Annotated in this window: 17 protein-coding genes; 14 read left to right on the plus strand and 3 right to left on the minus strand. The window is 44.1% G+C overall.

Going from position 1 to position 17,414, the window contains the following annotated elements:
• Positions 1-13 precede the first annotated feature (13 nt).
• A complete protein-coding gene (locus EGM68_RS05205) occupies positions 14-1,321 on the plus strand; it encodes an MFS transporter (RefSeq protein ID WP_058711019.1) in 1,308 nt (435 codons plus the stop codon).
• 81 nt (positions 1,322-1,402) lie between these two features.
• Here EGM68_RS05205 and EGM68_RS05210 read toward each other — a convergent pair whose 3' ends face one another.
• Genes EGM68_RS05210 through EGM68_RS05220 form a run of 3 tightly spaced genes read right to left on the minus strand, consistent with a single transcriptional unit; the run spans position 1,403 to position 3,980 of the window.
• Positions 1,403-2,101 (minus strand): DUF4097 family beta strand repeat-containing protein, encoded by a 699-nt coding sequence (locus EGM68_RS05210; RefSeq protein ID WP_016821477.1) that lies wholly within the window; start codon positions 2,099-2,101, stop codon positions 1,403-1,405.
• 35 nt (positions 2,102-2,136) lie between these two features.
• On the minus strand, positions 2,137-3,072 hold the full coding sequence (locus EGM68_RS05215) for an ABC transporter permease (protein WP_016821476.1): 936 nt from the start codon (positions 3,070-3,072) through the stop codon (positions 2,137-2,139).
• A complete protein-coding gene (locus EGM68_RS05220) occupies positions 3,069-3,980 on the minus strand; it encodes an ABC transporter ATP-binding protein (RefSeq protein ID WP_025679827.1) in 912 nt (303 codons plus the stop codon). The genes EGM68_RS05215 and EGM68_RS05220 overlap by 4 nt, the downstream gene beginning before the upstream one ends.
• 146 nt (positions 3,981-4,126) lie before the next feature.
• Here EGM68_RS05220 and EGM68_RS05225 point away from each other — a divergent pair, with 146 nt between their 5' ends.
• The 13 genes from EGM68_RS05225 (at position 4,127) to EGM68_RS05285 (ending at position 17,357) form a co-directional block, all read left to right on the plus strand.
• Positions 4,127-5,911, plus strand: a complete 1,785-nt coding sequence (locus EGM68_RS05225) for a hybrid sensor histidine kinase/response regulator transcription factor (RefSeq protein ID WP_129548768.1) — start codon at positions 4,127-4,129, stop codon at positions 5,909-5,911.
• A 494-nt stretch (positions 5,912-6,405) separates the two neighbouring features.
• Positions 6,406-6,852, plus strand: a complete 447-nt coding sequence (locus EGM68_RS05230; protein WP_013369616.1) for a tellurite resistance TerB family protein — start codon at positions 6,406-6,408, stop codon at positions 6,850-6,852.
• A 28-nt stretch (positions 6,853-6,880) separates the two neighbouring features.
• Positions 6,881-7,474, plus strand: coding sequence for a TerD family protein (locus EGM68_RS05235; RefSeq protein WP_013369617.1), 594 nt, complete (start codon positions 6,881-6,883; stop codon positions 7,472-7,474).
• Positions 7,475-7,520: 46 nt separating this feature from the next.
• On the plus strand, positions 7,521-8,096 hold the full coding sequence (locus EGM68_RS05240; protein WP_013369618.1) for a TerD family protein: 576 nt from the start codon (positions 7,521-7,523) through the stop codon (positions 8,094-8,096).
• Positions 8,097-8,128: 32 nt separating this feature from the next.
• On the plus strand, positions 8,129-8,710 hold the full coding sequence (locus EGM68_RS05245; protein ID WP_013369619.1) for a TerD family protein: 582 nt from the start codon (positions 8,129-8,131) through the stop codon (positions 8,708-8,710).
• A gap of 101 nt (positions 8,711-8,811) precedes the next feature.
• Complete coding sequence (locus tag EGM68_RS05250) at positions 8,812-10,077, plus strand: TerD family protein (protein WP_016821470.1); 1,266 nt, start codon at positions 8,812-8,814, stop codon at positions 10,075-10,077.
• Positions 10,078-10,103: 26 nt separating this feature from the next.
• Positions 10,104-10,838: a TerC family protein gene (locus tag EGM68_RS05255; RefSeq protein ID WP_013369621.1), complete on the plus strand. Its 735-nt coding sequence runs from the start codon at positions 10,104-10,106 to the stop codon at positions 10,836-10,838.
• Between the two features lie 167 nt (positions 10,839-11,005).
• Positions 11,006-12,193 carry an HpcH/HpaI aldolase/citrate lyase family protein gene (locus EGM68_RS05260; protein WP_013369622.1) on the plus strand — a complete coding sequence of 396 codons (1,188 nt, stop codon included), beginning with the start codon at positions 11,006-11,008 and terminating at the stop codon, positions 12,191-12,193.
• A gap of 52 nt (positions 12,194-12,245) precedes the next feature.
• Positions 12,246-13,589, plus strand: coding sequence for a phosphoribosyltransferase family protein (locus EGM68_RS05265; protein ID WP_129550294.1), 1,344 nt, complete (start codon positions 12,246-12,248; stop codon positions 13,587-13,589).
• A complete protein-coding gene (locus EGM68_RS05270) occupies positions 13,586-14,737 on the plus strand; it encodes a cysteine protease StiP family protein (protein ID WP_058711023.1) in 1,152 nt (383 codons plus the stop codon). The genes EGM68_RS05265 and EGM68_RS05270 overlap by 4 nt, the downstream gene beginning before the upstream one ends.
• Positions 14,734-15,561, plus strand: a complete 828-nt coding sequence (locus tag EGM68_RS05275; RefSeq protein ID WP_025676159.1) for an HAD family hydrolase — start codon at positions 14,734-14,736, stop codon at positions 15,559-15,561. Before EGM68_RS05270 ends, EGM68_RS05275 begins: the two co-directional genes overlap by 4 nt.
• A gap of 25 nt (positions 15,562-15,586) precedes the next feature.
• Positions 15,587-16,618 (plus strand): ATP-grasp domain-containing protein, encoded by a 1,032-nt coding sequence (locus EGM68_RS05280; protein ID WP_129548769.1) that lies wholly within the window; start codon positions 15,587-15,589, stop codon positions 16,616-16,618.
• Positions 16,619-16,676: 58 nt separating this feature from the next.
• On the plus strand, positions 16,677-17,357 hold the full coding sequence (locus EGM68_RS05285; RefSeq protein WP_058829016.1) for a hypothetical protein: 681 nt from the start codon (positions 16,677-16,679) through the stop codon (positions 17,355-17,357).
• Positions 17,358-17,414: the final 57 nt, after the last annotated feature.

Below are 17,414 nucleotides of genomic sequence, written 5' to 3' on the forward strand. Positions count from 1 at the left end.
ATAGGGGGATCTCATGAATCAGCCAAAGGAATTCTCGTTTTATGCTCGCCGGAATCTATTTATTTTTTCTGTGACCAGGCTTATATCCGAGCTAGGAAGTTCGATTTTTAAGTTTGCTTTAAGTCTATATATTTTGGACATCACCGGATCGGCCACTGTATTTTCAATGGTGTTAGGCTTGTCCATTCTGCCCGGAGTATTTGTCAATATTTTTGCAGGTGTAGTTATAGACCGGAGTAATAAGAAAAAAGTGCTTGTCATAACCGAAATATTAAGCGGCATAGCGCTACTAATCTTTTTACCCATTTTCTTGTTGGACTCAACCAATGTTATGTTGCTTGCTGTGTTTTCCGTTATATTAAGCTTAATTCAATCATTTACGTTCCTAACGCTGAATGCGTCAATTCCTAACTTAGTGGAAAGAGAAAAAGTTCATAGCGCAAACTCTTCTTATCAAAGCATAGGAGCAATCATAAATGTACTTGGCCCGATCCTGGGTGCAATTACTTATCGAGCTTGGGGCTTGGAAACGATTGTGATGATTAACGGAATAACATTTATTTCGGCTGGATTAATGCAACTATGGTTACAATTCAGAAAATCTGATGAACAAACGGTATCATCAAGTTATTTAGACAGCGTAAAAGACGTGTTTGCGTATATAAACAAGCAAAAAGCCATCATGTATTTACTGGTCATCTTTGTTGGCATCAATTTTATGCTCGCTCCGTTAATCCAGGTTGTACTGCCGTATGTGACTTATCAGGAACTTCAACTTTCAGCTCAGCAACTGTCTGTTATTCAAGGAGCCTGGTTCGTAGGAGTCATTGCAGGAGCCATTGTGGTTTCACGTCGGAAAGTACATCAATTTGTTATTACCAAAATATTTATCCTGTTTCAGCTTCAAGCCATCTTATTCTTGACATGGTGTTTCCCATTGTTGTTTCCCTCAACAGCAGGAAGCCTGATACAGATGACGTTCATCTTCATTATGATTTTGGCAGTCACCGGATTTTTTAATTCGATGAGCAATGTCCCCATGATATCTTATGTGCAACTATATACTCCAGAACATATCAGAGCCGGGGTGTTTGGTGTAATCAGCTCGATCACTATGCTAGCAACTCCGCTCGGAATCGGGTTGTACGGAATACTATTGGATAGAATCCATTGGGTATACCTTCCTCTAGCTTCAGGAATAGTTGCTCTGGTGATGGGTATCATGGCTCATAAGAACAAAGAATTACGTAACTTTTTCAGTCAAAATGCCGAACCAGTCCTTAATAGCGTAGGTGAAAAAGAACGGGTATCAGCATTATAAACTGAATTTCTGCTTATGATGTGATTGAAGGACCTGATGTTAATGGAAAGGCCAACTTAAGTTGGCCTTTTGGTCTTTCAGTTATTTTTTGCTTTGAGTTACTTTCCCCTTCACATCACCGATGCTTACTTTTCCATTGCCGCTCTGAATAATGACAACATCTTTTGCAACTTGATCAATATCCAGAGAGCCGTCACCTAACTCAATATATGCAGTACCCCCTATTTTATCTGCTTGAATATGTCCGTTTACATTCTCAATATTGACATCGGATGAGCTATTTTGAATAGTAATTCCCCCATCTCTGTTGGTTAAATCAATGGCTCCACCGATTTCTTTAAGCGTGATATTACCATTCACATTTTCAATGCTTACATCCGAGGCTAAATTCGTTACTTGAATATCTCCATCTCTATGCGGATGTTTAATTTCTAGTTTCATTTGTTCCGGAATGGTGAGCTTGACATCAACTGTTTGGGGACCTGTGGACATGAATTGGCCTTCGAAAAAAGTATTAAGCGTAGCTACACCATCTTTTCCCTCCAGACTTAATTTTAGCTTATCCATGTTGCTGCCATTAGCAACGACACTGGCTTGTATTTTATCTGTATTGTTTTTTCCGACAACTTCAATTTGACCGTTGCTATTATCTAAAACTAAGCTGGAAATACCGGCAGATGATAGTTCAAGTTCCTTGTTTAAAGATGTTGCAGGTTTGGATGAACAGGCCGCAGTTAACAGTAACATTGAGATCATCACTAAAGTAGTGAACCATTTCATTTCAATCACTCCATTTCAGAATAGTTAGTATAGATTTAGATTACATCCCGTTTTGTAAAAATAGGATATGAAACGAGATGCATAGCGACCAGATGAAGTAGAAGAAGGAACAGTGAGAAGCCCAGGGTCATGCCTTCCACTGGTGTTGTTCCAAAAAAATAAGGATTGAGATCTGTGCTGGAAAACACAAAATATTTTGTCCAAGGCCATCCATTCATGGTGATACTCAAGACGAATCCTGCTATAGCTGCCAGCATAGAGAATACAATAGAAAATGTAACACTGCGAAATGCTGCAGAAATCATAAATGCAAATGTCAACACGATAACCATAAAAGGTATATTAAATAAAAACCCACCTAACAAGGCTTGAATCATATCTGCCTGCTGAATGGTTTGATCCTTGACGAATAAGTAGGGATCGCCGATCCCCTTAAAGCCAAACATTAAACCACCGAAAAATATGGCAGCCAGAAAAGTGAGCAGAACCAAAAATATCCCAAACAAGAGAGTTGCAATATATTTAGAAAAATAAATTTTCGAGCGTGTAGCTGAACGTGTCAGTAAAAATTTGATTGTACCGGCAGAAAACTCAGAGGCTACAATATCGCCAGCCACGATAAGAGCTAAAAGAGAGATACCTACAATTAAATTTCTGGATTGACTCACTGTAAAACTCCAAGCATTGGATTGAGGAGCGATGTTATGGTCCAAATAATACTGATTCATCAAAATTTTTTCTGCTGCCATTTTTTTCTCAATGGGTAGAGCGTCTGACTTTGCTGCATCTCTCGTTAGCTTCGAATTTTCATGCTGTAAAAGTGTTTTCCAGCCTTCATTGTACTCAGTCATACCAGAACTTTTTAAATTGGCCATCTGGATTAATACATACAAAATAAGCAGTATGATGATAAACCAGGTACGTTTACGCTTATAAATCTTCATGTTTTCATTGCGAATTAACTGAATCACTTTTCAATTCCCCCTGTGATTTCAATAAATTTATCCTCTAGTGTCTGTTTCGTGATCTGAACGCTGTATATGTTCACCCCCGTATCCATAAGTTTTTTTGTAATACCCGGAATTTGATCCTTTGTAATGTCAACTTGTAGAGTTTGTTGATCTGCAATAATTTCTTTCCCCGCCAGCATGGACTGGAATACCGGAAGAGCCAATTCGGGTCTGTCTACTTCAAACCGAACAGGAGCAAGCCGATTATCCATCATCTCAGCTACATTATGGATACCAATCAGTTTTCCCTTATTTAAAATCGCCACCTGATCACACATCAGTTCCATTTCAGCCATAAGATGGCTAGAAATAAGAACACCAACGCCTTCTTTTTGAGACAGATTGATTAAATGTTCCCGAAGCTCTCTTATTCCTGCTGGGTCTAAACCATTGGTAGGCTCGTCAAGCACAAGTAAGGAAGGTTTATGGGCCAGTACAACGGCTAATCCCAGTCGCTGCTTCATGCCAAGAGAATAAGTTCCCACTTTCTTATCAATGCTGTCCTCAAGTCCAACGAGCGAGATTACTTCCTGGATACGTTCGGAAGAAACCCCTGGAGACATTCTTGAGAAATGAATCAGATTGTCATAGCCGGATAGATATTTGTACAGATCAGGATTTTCGACGATAACCCCTACATGTCTCATTGCCTTTTCGAAGGAGCGATCGATATCTTGGCCGTGGATAAATACCTGGCCTCCTGATTTTGAACTTAAACCTACGATCATCCGAATAGTGGTCGTCTTGCCCGCTCCATTTGGGCCAACAAGACCCATGATTTCTCCCGCCTTCACATCCAAGGACAATCCTTCAACAATGGTTCTCTTCCCAATCTTTTTACTTAAATTACGAATCTGTAATAGTGACAACAACGATTCCCTCCCCGCCAGCAGTTTGATTGTCTATAAAGTATCAGGAGTGCAGTCATACTCCCTAGTGACAAAATGTCATGACCTTGTTATGATGTGAAAAGATTGAAAAAATTACCTTAATTTAAGAAGAATGGGGTACTTACATGTTTGGATGCAATATGCGCTGGTCTTGGCAGGAATGGATTGTTGCTGTATTCCGAATCTTGTGGTTGATTTGCTTTGTTTTGCTATCGTATCAAGACCGCCCATCTTTCCCTTTCACTGTTGTATTTATCACTGTTCTCGTTTGCTATTCACTACCTTTGTTCATTGATCGAAGCCATTATCTCTGGTATTTGTTGGCTGAAGTATTTCTAGTGGGTGGAATTTCTTCGCTATTTGCTCATCAATATGAGCTTGTCCGGCTATTTTTGCCAGCTGTTTTTACGATTGCGTTTTATAGCCGCGGCCGTTCACATGCGGTAACTTTTCCTCTTGCGTTGGTGATGTTTTGTCTGGGAGGAAGAGGGGCGTTTCATTGGACGATAGAGGACGTATTCCAGAACTTAGTGGATGCTTCATTTGTATACGGTATTGGTTTCGGATTACAAATGGCATTTCGTTCTATAGATCGGATCAAACAAAAACTAGAATTAATAAAAAAGCAGTATCAAACCCTTGAGCAGTATTCAACTCAGGTTGAACAAATGACACTATTGGAAGAAAGATATCGCATGTCACGCGAGCTTCATGACTCGATTGGTCATACATTCACTTCCATTATCTTAAGTATGGAAACATTACGTCCTTATATCTCTTCTGAAGAGGGGATAGAAAGATTGCAATCTGTTCTTCAACTTGGTCGAACAGGGCTCGAAGATATCCGAAAGCAAGTTCATCAGATGGACCCTATGGAGGAAGATCCCTCTTTGGATTTATCCTTGCTCAATATAATTAATGAATTCAAAAAAAATACTGCCATTCGTGTTGTGTTCAGAACGATGGGGGAGCCGCTTCCTGTACTAAAACAGTCAAAACTGACCTTGTACCGCTGTTTACAAGAATTATTGACTAATGCCAGCCGACATGGGCATGCCAGTTCTATTCAGGTGCTTCTTCACTATGACCATAACCAGATCATTTTGCAGGTGCAGGACAATGGGAAGGGAAGTGACGAAATTAAGTTCGGGTTTGGTCTTTCAGGAATGAAAGAGCGGCTTTCGTCCCTTCAAGGCAAGCTATACCTTCATTCCAAAGAAGGCGAAGGAACGATTGTGACCTGTTCTATACCATTACTTCAGGATACAGATGTTAGTAATCCAGAGATCAAGGTATTGTTGGTGGATGATCAATTACTCATTCGGGACAGTTTAGGCCTGTTGCTCAAAAACGAACCTGATTTTCGAATTCAAACGGCAGAAGACGGGAACGTTGCTGTAGATCGATGTGCCAGCGATCCGCCAGACGTTGTATTAATGGATGTACATATGCCCCAGATGGACGGTATTACTGCGACGAAGTTAATTAAAGAAAGCTGGCCTAACATACGTGTAATTATGATCACAACCTTTGATGACATTTCGTATGCTACGAAATCACTTGCTTTGGGTGCTGAAGGTTATGTACTAAAAACAATTGATCCAAGAGAGCTGGCTAATACGATACGGCTAGTGCATCACGGAGGAACGATGATTACCCAAGAAGTAGCAGGTACACTGTTTCAGCAAATGACGGGGACGATGAAGAATCCTTATGGACTGACAGAGCGGGAGTTGGAAATTCTACATTGTTTAACTGAAGGACACCGTTATAAAGCAATTGCAAGCAAGGTTCACTTGTCTGAAGGAACTGTTCGAAACTACATTTCGACCATATACTCAAAAATGCAAGTGCAGAGTCGTGACGAAGCAATTGAAAAAGCTAAAACAGAGTTGCTTACAGACTCTTAATAAAAGCAAGATATGTAGACACCAGCATATGTAACTTGTTTAAACAACGTGAAAGAGATATCCTGCATTAGACAGAGTTTTTCAGCTTCGGAATTAAAAGAGTAGCTATAGTACCACCGAACCTAATAGATTGAAGTGAAAATAGCGTCGTCCTAAATTTGGTCGACGCTATTTTTGTATGCTGTTGATCCGCAAGTATGCGCAACGTTTACCTTAGCAAAACCGTATATGTAGAACAGCAATTGTATTTTGTTGCATATCCATAGAAGTCTACCATTCTACAAACTTGCAATTGCACTATCTAATGGGGGATAATGGAAGGGATACTTTCGACAGAAAATAGGGCTAAAGATAGAGAGGATACCTATAAAAGGTAGATCAGATTTACCGCATTTTTGTATATTATTGTAGAATAAGATCGTAATTCAGGTTATAGTAAAGGAAGAAATTAACTAGTATAGATTATACCCAAATACGTAATTGTGGAGGGAAATATGAGTACATTTAAAAATTGGTTGAATACAACTAAAAAAGGACTTGGAGACCAGGTTAAGAAATTTAAGAATAAAGATTTTATGGAAGCTGTTGTTGCAGGTTGTGCATTAGTAGCATTTGCCGACGGTACTATTAGTCCGGAAGAGAAAACAAAAATGGCCGGATACATAAATATTAGTGAAGAATTGAAAGTGTTTGATATGGGTGAGGTCATCAACCGTTTCAATCACTATGTAGCGAACTTTGAATTTTCACCTGAAATCGGCAAACAGGAAGCATTGAAAGCGATTGGTAAATTGAAAGGCAAGCCTGAAGTAGGTCGACTTGTCGTCGGCGTATGCAGTGCGATTGGTGCAGCTGACGGTGACTTTGATGCCAATGAGCAACGGATTGTTGCTGAGATTTGTGGCGCTCTTGGTTTGAATCCGTCTGAATTTAGTCTGTAAATTTTACGGAAGGGAGGTGTGTTAATCAGTGGCTGTAATTAATCTGGTCAAGGGCCAGAAAATTGATTTAACCAAGGGAAACACAGGACTAACCAAGGTTATAGCCGGATTGGGATGGGACCCAGTGCAGTCCAAAGGATTTTTTGGCTTCAAGAAGCAACCCAATATTGATTGTGATGCTTCTGCCATTTTGCTGGATGCTAACGGGAAACTAACTCAGTCTGACAATGTAGTATGCTTCCATAATAAAAAAAGCCCGTGCGGCTCAGTCGTGCATTCCGGTGATAATCTGACCGGACAAGGTGACGGCGATGATGAACAAATTATGATTGACCTGGCACGGATTCCGGCCAATGTCGATAAAGTGCTTGTTGTTGTGAATATATATGATTGCGTAAACCGGAAACAGGATTTCGGCATGATCGAGAAAGCGTATATCCGCATTCTGGACGGTGCCAACTCCAAGGAACTGGTGACGTTTAATTTATCTGATAATTTTGAGGGAATGACTGCGCTGATCTGCGGGGAGCTCTATCGCCACAATGACGAATGGAAGTTTGCTGCAATCGGTGCAGGCACCCATGCCGTACATATTGATGTGCTGGCTGAGCGTTACATGTAATTTTAGGTTGCTCATACAAAACTAATGAGAAACGGGGTACTTACTCATGGCAATTAACTTATCTAAAGGTCAAAAAATTGATTTGACGAAAACAAACCCAGGTTTGTCCAAAATTATGGTTGGTCTCGGCTGGGACACCAATAAGTACGATGGTGGTAAGGATTTTGACTTGGACGTATCCGTATTTCTGGCGAATGCGGACGGCAAAGTAGAAACGGAAAAGAACTTTGTTTTCTTTAATAATCCACAAAACGAGAACGGTTCTGTCGTTCATACCGGAGATAACCGCACAGGTGAAGGTGACGGAGATGACGAGCAAATTAAAGTTGATCTGAGCAATGTACCTGCTAACGTAGAAAAGATCGCTTTTACGATTACGATCTATGATGCACAAGAACGCAGCCAAAACTTTGGACAAGTGTCCCGTGCTTATGCGCGTATTGTAAATGAGGCAAACAACGAAGAATTGGTTCGCTTTGATCTGGGAGAAGATTTCTCGATCGAAACAGGCGTCGTGGTAGGCGAGCTGTACCGCCATAGCGGTGAGTGGAAGTTTAATGCCATTGGTAGCGGCTACCAGGATGGTCTTGCAGGGTTGACACGTGATTACGGCTTAGCTTAAAAAAATCTACACGAAGAAGGCAGGTATGCAGTATGACGATTAGTCTTTCTAAGGGACAACGGATTGATCTGACCAAAACGAATCCAGGCTTGACTCGTGTGGTCGTAGGTCTTGGCTGGGATACCAATAAATACAGTGGTGGCGCTGAATTTGACTTGGATGCTTCGGCTTTCCTGCTATATGAGGATGGTAAAGCGAAGGCAGCTGACGATTTTGTATTCTACAATAACCCGACAGGTGGTGCGGGTGCTGTTACTCATACAGGCGATAATCGCACAGGTGAGGGCGACGGGGATGACGAGCAAATTATTATTGATTTTGCAAAGATTCCTGCAAACATCCATCGTATCGGTATTACAGTTACGATTTATGACTATGAGGCCCGTGCGCAAAACTTTGGACAAGTGTCCAATGCTTTTGTACGGGTGGTAGATGCGGCAACGGATCGTGAAGTGTTGCGCTACGATTTGGGAGAAGATTTCTCCACCGAAACAGCTGTGGTATTCTGTGAATTTTACCGTCACAATGCGGACTGGAAATTCCAGGCTATCGGTAGTGGCTTTGCTGGTGGATTGGGTGCGCTTGCTAAAAACTATGGCTTGGACGCTCAATAATATCCACTTGGGGTGGTGTCCAAAGGGCGCTACCCCTTTCTTTTTAAGCCATTGAAGAACGTACGCTGAACACGACAAACGGACAGAAAGGTGACACAATCATGGCTGTTATCGTAGTAAAAGGACAGAAGGTGGATTTGACCAAAACGAATCCGGGCCTGAGCCATGTCAACATAGGGATCGGTTGGGAGTCCTCAGCGGCTCTGGAACTCGATACTTCTGCATTTTTGTTAGGCCCTGGAGGGAAGGTATCGGGCGATGAGGATCTGATCTTCTACAATAATCCGACCACACCCTTTATCACCTATTCAGATGGACAACAGTTTGGTGACAAGAAACAGTTTTCGCTGGAGCTAACCAGAATACCTTCCCATATCGAGAAGATTGCGTTTACGCTGACCATTTATGATGCGGATCAGAAACGGCAAAATTTTGGACAGGTTCAAGGCGGATTTATACGTTTTGTTCATCCGGTTAATGGAGAGGTTTTACGATTTAATTTGGATAGTGGCTTTACAGTCGAGACGGCCATTGTGATAGGCGAGCTGTACCGCCATAACGGTGAATGGAAGTTTAACGCGATAGGCGCAGGCTTTTCCGGTGGATTGGATGCGTTGTGTGAAAATTTCGGCATTGAAGTGGAAAATAATCAGGCTCCTCCGGCGCCAGGGCCTACACCACCTCCAGCGCCTCGGCCAGCACCAACACCGCCACCTGCACCTCCTGTTCCAAAGCCAGAGCCATCTGCAACTCCGGTGAATCTGAATCTGCGGAAAATTGAGCTGAAGAAAAAGGGCGACACCATTAACCTGAAAAAAGGCTCAGGCGGATTAGGTGAAATCCTAATCAATCTGAACTGGAATCAGGTACAGCAGAGTAAGGGCTTTTTCAGTCGTGGCTCCAAGGGTGTCGATCTGGACCTGGGCTGCTTGTATGAGATGAAGAACGGGGATAAAGGTGTCGTTCAGGCGCTTGGGGAAGTTTTCGGTTCTCTGAATCGCTTCCCGTACATTGCTCTGGATGGTGACGACCGTACAGGCTCTGTGAAAACAGGGGAAAATCTCCGTATTAATGGGGCTAAAATTTCTGAAATTAAGCGAATTTTGGTGTTTACCTTCATTTATGAAGGAGTCACGAACTGGTCACAAGCAGACGGGGTAGTCACGCTGTACCAGAAGGACGGGCCAGACATTATCGTTCATATGAATGAACATGACAATCGCAAAGGGATGTGTGCGATTGCAATGATCCAAAATGTGAACGATGAAACGTTTAGTATTGAGAGACTCGTACAGTTTTATGGCGGTCATCGTGAAATGGATCAGGCATATAACTGGGGCATGCGCTGGACGCAGGGGAGTAAATAAATTGAATTATCGGAGGCACTCTTTTCATGTTGAATGATTTATTTAAAAATATCAGCGAGAACTACGGCCATTTCTTTTCATGGAGTGATGTGGTAGGTACGCTTACTGACCCGGTGAGTTGGGGGATTATTGGAACTCTCATTTTGCTGGAAGGTCTTTTATCGGCGGATAACGCCTTGGTTCTCGCAGTTATGGTTAAGCATTTACCGAAGGAGCAGCAAAAGAGAGCCTTATTTTACGGGATTTTAGGTGCGTATATATTCAGATTCCTGGCCATCGGCTTGGGTACATTCCTGATTAAGTTCACGCTGATTAAGGTACTGGGTGCGGCTTATCTGCTCTACATCGCTTATAAGGGCTTATTCAAGTCCGAGGGTGATGGAGAAGTGAAGAACAAACCTACTTCTTTCTGGAAAACCGTATTAATGGTCGAACTGATGGATATTGCCTTCAGTATTGACAGCGTTATTGCCGCTTTTGGTGTGAGCGAGAAAGTATGGGTTCTGTTCCTGGGTGGTATACTCGGCGTTCTGATGATGCGTGGTGTTGCACAGGTGTTCCTCAAGCTCATTGATAAATTTCCGGAACTGGAACAGACAGCCTTTATTATGATCGCCATTATCGGGGGTAAAATGCTGGCTGCTGCTTTTGGCTTTCACATGTCGCAAGTATTATTCTTCGGCATTTTGATTGCCGTCTTTGTAGGCACAATGATTCTTAGCTCGGCGAAAAGAAAGAAAAAGGCCGACAAAGAGGCTTAATGTACAAAGTATAGCGAAATCCCTCCTGAAACTAAGGGGGGATTTCTTTTATACCCGAGGCACAGGGCTTCAATCAGGCAAGAAAGAGCAAGAGGAGGGGAAGGGCCCTGAAATATTTTAATGATTTAACCTCTGAGGAAGTAGAAGCGATCTTTTGTACTCCACCGATGGAGTTTCATAACCGTTCACCCAAAAGTATATTGGCTTATGCCATAGGAGCGGCTTTGTACATGCCGGCGACTCGCTTGGAAGTAGCGGAAGAGATCAAGAATGGAAAGCATGAAGGACTAACAACGGTCATTCTGGATTTGGAGGATGCTATAGGGGATCAGCAGGTCGGACAGGCTGAAGAATCGCTGGCACAGCAACTGTTTCAACTATTGTCCTATGTACGGACAGGGATGATGAGTGAACAGCAATTACCTTTGCTGTTTGTACGTGTGCGATCTGTGGAACAGCTGGAACGACTGCTGAACAGTTTGGGAGAAGCCCTGGAGCTGCTTACGGGCTTTGTCCTCCCCAAGTTCTCCTCTGATAATGGACGGGCGTATTTTGCACTCATTGCTGAGTATAACCGGACTATGCATACAGGGGCAGGAGACGCAAGCCGCACGCCTGTGTTGTATGGATTGCCGATTCTTGAAAGCTCTAAAATTATTTATCGGGAAACCCGTTGGAAAGAGCTGCTGGCGATTAAAGAAATTTTGGACGAGGTTCAGGAATATGTGCTGAATGTACGAATTGGGGCTACTGATTTCTCCAGTCTGTATGGGCTGAGACGCAGCCCGGATATTACGATTTATGAGATTGCCGTCATTCGGGACTGCATCGCAGATATTATTAACTTGTTCGGACGCGTGGACTCGGACTATGTCATTTCCGGTCCTGTATGGGAATATTTCTCTCACCGGGAACGTATCTTTAAACCTCAATTAAGAGTGTCGCCTTTTGAAGACGCATTTGGGAAGCCGGGGCGCTACTTGCGAATGGACTTCATCTCAGATGCAGTGGATGGGCTGATTCGCGAAGTTATGATGGATAAAGAGAATGGGATTATTGGCAAAACGATTATTCATCCGTCCCACATTAAACCGGTACAGGCCATGTATGCGGTGACCCATGAAGAGTATATGGATGCACTTGAGATTGTTGAACGTAACGACGGTAGTCTGGGTGTATTCAAGAGCACCTATGCCAACAAAATGAATGAAATTAAGCCTCATTTGAATTGGGCTTATCGTATTATAAATAGATCTAAAGTATACGGGGTGTTACATGAACAACAACATTTTGTCAGTCTCTTACCCAACCACGAAAACACATCTGCTGCCAATTCTGGAGCAGTTCAGCGTTAAAATTACGGAAACTCATAATCCATTCTGTCTTCCTGTGGACAAGCTGTTTGCGATGGCGGCACGGGTCAACAAAAAGCGTTCGTTTTTGTTTGTCAGCAAGGTGCTGGGCAAGCATATTCCGGTAAATCCATACACCTCTCTGTTAAGTGGGGCAGCACTGGCAATCCTGCTATATAAAGAGCTTGTCCCACAGTCAGGACAACAGATGGATAAACTGATTAGAGAGGCCGTTAGAGGACTTCTTGATTCGAATTATGCGAAAGAGGCCTATGAAAAGCTGATGGATGAACGTTTGTCTTTTGCTTTTCCAGAGCCAATCAAGTTTGTAGGTTTTGCCGAGACGGCTACAGCACTTGGGCACAGCATGTATCGGTTGTTTGATGACGGTGCTACATATATTCATACGACACGCGAGGATATTCCGGGCCTTCGGCCTATTATTCGGTTTGAAGAAGAGCATTCGCACGCTGTTGATCATCGTTGTTATGCACTGAATGAGGATGCTTTTGCTGGAGATGGACCCATTGTGCTGGTAGATGATGAGATTACGACAGGAAAAACAACGCTTAATATTATACGGGATATTCAGGAGCATTTTCCGCGCAAACAATATGTGATAGCTTCGTTATTGGACTGGCGGACAGACAGCGATGAGCAGGCTTTTGCCGATCTGGAAGCAGAGCTAGGTATTAGGATTACGCCTCTAAGTTTACTCAAAGGAAAGATAGAAATACAGGGAGCACCGATACTGGACCACACAGAATATGCCGGACAGACTGGAAACGCTGAGCATGCAGCCACTAGCACCGTAGAGATTAACAAAGATTTTTCAGTAGTTGACCACTGTTTTGAAAAGGATGCTTCCGCTTTTGAGCGAGTATCACATAGCTCCCTATCAACCGACGGGTATGCCAATACAACTCCTTATCTTAAATATACAGGTCGTTTTGGTCTACAATCCGCTGATAACTCAGCGCTGGATGCAGAAATCACGCGTACAGCTGAACGACTGAACCAACTTCGTTCAGGGCAACGCACACTGATAATGGGTACGGGTGAATTCATGTACATTCCTATGCGCATTGCTGCGGAGTTAGGCCCGGATGTTTATTATCAATCGACGACACGCAGCCCGGTGTATCCCCACCGGGAAGAAGAGTATGGCGTCGCTTGTGGTGTGACCTATCCCTCGCCTGAGGACAGTACGGTACGCAATTTTATTTATAATGTAGAGCCCGGTCAGTATGACGAAATATTCGTTTTGCTGGAAAGAGAGTCGGATCCAGAGCGAATGAAGCCCATGCTGGATGCATTAAGCGGTCTGGGCTGTGATAAAGTGCATGTCGTTTATTTTAACAGTTTAACTAAGCAGGAGAGTAAAGGAGCGCGGATATGAAGCAAGCACTCATGGAGCAAATACAGCAGAAGAACATTCATCCGCCCGTACCGCTAGGCAGTTATCCTGCCTCGGATGTCACTTTTTTATTGAAGGATTTGAGCCGGGTTGCGTTGGAAAAAGGGACAGAGGATCGGGAAGAGGCGATACAGTCTGGAGTCCATTATTCAGAAATGCTGCCTGTGGAATACCAGCCCACAGCAGAGTATATTGGATTGTTTCACGAAACGCTTGCCCAATCTGCCCAAAAGGTTGCATTAGCGGCAGCTTCTGTGGCTGAGATGATTGTGAGAAAAAGAGGTCTGAACACGGCGATTGTTTCTCTTGCCAGAGCGGGAACGCCCATTGGCATCCTGATCAAGCGTTATATTGACTGGAAGTATGGCGTATCCTTGCCGCATTACAGTATTTCTATTATTCGTGGCAAAGGTATTGACCGGAATGCTATTTTGTACATTCTACAGCAGCATGGACTGGGGATTGAACTTCAGTTTGTCGATGGCTGGACGGGGAAAGGCGCCATTCGTCAGGTGTTGATCGAGGCCTGCCGTGAAATGAATGCAGATTACGGGCTGCGCCTAAATGATGATCTGGCGGTGCTAGCCGATCCGGGCAGCTGTTCGGAGACCTTTGGTACACGAGAAGATTATTTGATCCCGAGCGCTTGTCTGAATTCAACGGTATCAGGACTGATGAGCCGGACGGTACTTCGGGACGATCTGATAGGTGCGGACGATTTTCATGGGGCTAAATTTTATGAATCCTGGCGTTCAGTGGATCAATCCAATACGTTTGTGGATACAGTATCCGGTTACTTTCAATCCGTGGCTGAAACGGCGGTTGCACATGCGGAACAGATGACATTGAATCCGCCTGTCGTGACGTGGCAGGGCTTACGGGATATTGAGGCGATTCAGCAAGCATTTGGTATTCGGGATATCAATCTGGTCAAGCCGGGAGTAGGAGAGACGACTCGCGTATTGCTCCGCAGGGTGCCGTGGAAAATTCTGATTGACCGTGAAGATAATCCGAATCTTCAGCATATTATGCTGCTGGCCAAGGATCGTGGAGTGCCTGTAGAGGTATTTAAAGGATTGACCTATTCCTGTTGCGGGATCATCAAGCCGCTTAAAGGGGGACAAGAATGATCTACGCAAGTGATCTGGATCAGACACTGATTTATTCCAAACGTTCGCTTGGCGTGCCACTGGAGTCCTCTGGTCTGCTGCCTGCGGAACAGATCGAAGGGGCGACGTCGGCCTTTATTTCTGCACAAGCTTTGCAATGGCTCAAGACACTACCGGCAGATGTCATGTTTATGCCTGTGACGACTCGGACCATGGAACAGTATAGACGAATCACCGTGTTTCAGACGGAGCTGGTTCCCGCATATGCCGTGACGAGTAACGGCGGAAACATCATCGTCGGAGGCGAGGTGGACCGAGAGTGGAATCGGCGTATTCACGAACAAGTACGCCGCGATGGTGCTCATGCGGAAGAAGCACGTCAGGTGTTCGGACAGGTGCTGCATGAGGACTGGGTCGTAAGCGAACGTTTTTGCGATGAACTATTTTATGCTTTCGTGATTGAAAGGGACCGTATGCCGCTGGAACAGGTGCTGGAGAAGGCGCGGATGATGCATGAAATGGGCTGGGAGGTATCCATTCAAGGCCGTAAAGTATATCTGGTGCCTGCGGCCGTGAATAAACAGACAGCTGTGGAGCATATCCGTAACCTTACCAATGGGGGAGCTGTGGTTGCATCCGGTGACTCTTTACTGGACCGTTGTCTGCTGGATTATGCCGACTATGCGATTGCCCCGCGTCATGGTGAATTGTATCGGGAACAGCTGCGGGATAAGCTAGAGGTCAACTACCGATTTACGGAAGTGTCGGGGGTTTATGCAGCAGATGAAATTATGGAATATGTCTATGAAGTGCACGGGAGCATATCAGCGGCTCGTACTTCATGATTAAAATAGTAGGGGACGTGGCGCTGTGAAGAAGGTCAAAGTGTATTTTAACCGCTGGTTTTCGGTGGTGTATCATTATATGAACGCTATTCGTAGCAATGAGGACGGTATTCCGTTCGAGATCTATGCCACACATTCGGACCCGCAGCACATGGCACTACAGGCCAGTGATGTAGCTGAAGTAGAGCCGCGCACGAGCGGTGTCGAGTATGCACAGTTTTGTGCTGATTTTTGCAGGCGACATGAAATTGATGTCTTTATTCCACGGTGGAATATGCTCGATATTAGCAAGCATATTTATTTGTTCGACGATATTGGTACAGAAGTAATGGTGTGCCGGGATACCGAACTGCTGGAGCAATTGATGGAGAAGGACCTATTTTATGAATCCATTCGTCAAAAAGATATTGTTACCATTCCCGATTATGCCATTGCCAGTAATGCCGAGCAGTTTAGACAGGCGTATGAGTCATTAATAGCGCTTGGGCACAAGGTATGCTTCAAGCCATGTAATGCAGAAGGCGGAATGGGCTTTCGTATCATCGATAATGAACGCAATCCACTGGAGGAACTGTTCGGTCATGCGCTGAATCATATTTCGTTCGAGGAGGCCTATCGCGTATTGTCTTCCACAGAGACGTTTCCCAATTTGATGGTGATGGAACTGCTGGAGGGATACGAATACAGTATCGACTGCTTAGCTGACCGAAACGGAAAATTGTTAGCAGCAGTTCCGCGTAGGAAGGCAGGAGGGCGATTACGGCTACTGGAGCAGCATTCTGAACTGTTGAAGGTGGCAGAGAAGGTCGCTGAGGCGTATCACATTCCGTACAATTATAACATTCAAGTGAAATATAACGGCGAGCGGGCTAAGCTGTTAGAGATCAATCCACGGATGTCGGGAGGTCTTCATGTATCATGCTTGTCAGGCATTAATTTTCCTTACCTGGCGGTGAAATCGGCTTTGGGTCATGAAATCGGTTCACTGCACCCGCAATACGACATTCTAGCCAGTCATATCGAGCAGCCGATCACGATACGCCAATCCTTACATTGACATAGGCAAATATTGTTTTCTACAATATGGTAAGGGTTTACGTCAGGAGGTACAAGCTATGACTTCTAAAATGTGGGGTGCCACGATTGCTGTGGTCAGCTACCTGATTGCGCTTTTACTAAGTTCTTGGTTGCCGTTGTTTGTGTGTTTGGCGATTCCGATCATTGGTCTGGGAGGATACAGCCTTATCATGGCTGTTCGCCATCCTCGACCTAATCTGACTGGTTCCGTGATTCCGGTGGTGCAGGAGCAGGTCGGTGAGACACAGCAGCATGAAAAGGAAGATGCCGTTCGACCGGAGTCTATAACAGGACAAGTACGTCAACCAGATCAGGTGAGCAGTGAATTTGCTCAGGTGATGGAGTATTTGGAGGTACTGGAGGATATGGTGATCTCCGAGGGACAGAAAGATGCGCTAGATAACGAGATTGTCGAGAAGGCGCTGGCTCTATTTGCACGTTTGCAGCGGGTCATCCCGCTTTTGCATGAATTGAACAACAGTGAAGTGAATCACACGGTTCGGAGATTGATTTTGAAGGACTTGAACGGACTGATTAACCCGTTTCTTCGGCTTAGTGGCGATGCGAAACGGACCAACCGGAGGACGCTACTAAACGGATTGCGAGATGTGGATAGCAAAATATCTGTGATTGTATCCACGGTGGAGCATAAGGATCTGATGGAATTACAGAGCAAAGCAGAGCTTATTCACCAGCGATACAGCAGTTCCGAACTGTAGGTTACTTTAAAGAATAAAAATCAGCAGCATAGCTGCTCTGAACAATAACTATTAGCT

This window comes from Paenibacillus sp. M-152 (genome assembly GCF_003856555.1).
Taxonomy (GTDB): domain Bacteria; phylum Bacillota; class Bacilli; order Paenibacillales; family Paenibacillaceae; genus Paenibacillus; species Paenibacillus polymyxa_C.

Coding starts and splice junctions, on each gene's coding strand:
- EGM68_RS05205 (WP_058711019.1), top strand. CDS start 14: ATGAATCAGCCAAAGGAATTCTCGTTTTATGCTCGCCGGAATCTATTT.
- EGM68_RS05210 (WP_016821477.1), bottom strand. CDS start 2,101: ATGAAATGGTTCACTACTTTAGTGATGATCTCAATGTTACTGTTAACT.
- EGM68_RS05225 (WP_129548768.1), top strand. CDS start 4,127: ATGTTTGGATGCAATATGCGCTGGTCTTGGCAGGAATGGATTGTTGCT.
- EGM68_RS05230 (WP_013369616.1), top strand. CDS start 6,406: ATGAGTACATTTAAAAATTGGTTGAATACAACTAAAAAAGGACTTGGA.
- EGM68_RS05240 (WP_013369618.1), top strand. CDS start 7,521: ATGGCAATTAACTTATCTAAAGGTCAAAAAATTGATTTGACGAAAACA.
- EGM68_RS05245 (WP_013369619.1), top strand. CDS start 8,129: ATGACGATTAGTCTTTCTAAGGGACAACGGATTGATCTGACCAAAACG.
- EGM68_RS05250 (WP_016821470.1), top strand. CDS start 8,812: ATGGCTGTTATCGTAGTAAAAGGACAGAAGGTGGATTTGACCAAAACG.
- EGM68_RS05255 (WP_013369621.1), top strand. CDS start 10,104: ATGTTGAATGATTTATTTAAAAATATCAGCGAGAACTACGGCCATTTC.
- EGM68_RS05260 (WP_013369622.1), top strand. CDS start 11,006: ATGGAGTTTCATAACCGTTCACCCAAAAGTATATTGGCTTATGCCATA.
- EGM68_RS05265 (WP_129550294.1), top strand. CDS start 12,246: ATGGCGGCACGGGTCAACAAAAAGCGTTCGTTTTTGTTTGTCAGCAAG.
- EGM68_RS05270 (WP_058711023.1), top strand. CDS start 13,586: ATGAAGCAAGCACTCATGGAGCAAATACAGCAGAAGAACATTCATCCG.
- EGM68_RS05275 (WP_025676159.1), top strand. CDS start 14,734: ATGATCTACGCAAGTGATCTGGATCAGACACTGATTTATTCCAAACGT.
- EGM68_RS05285 (WP_058829016.1), top strand. CDS start 16,677: ATGACTTCTAAAATGTGGGGTGCCACGATTGCTGTGGTCAGCTACCTG.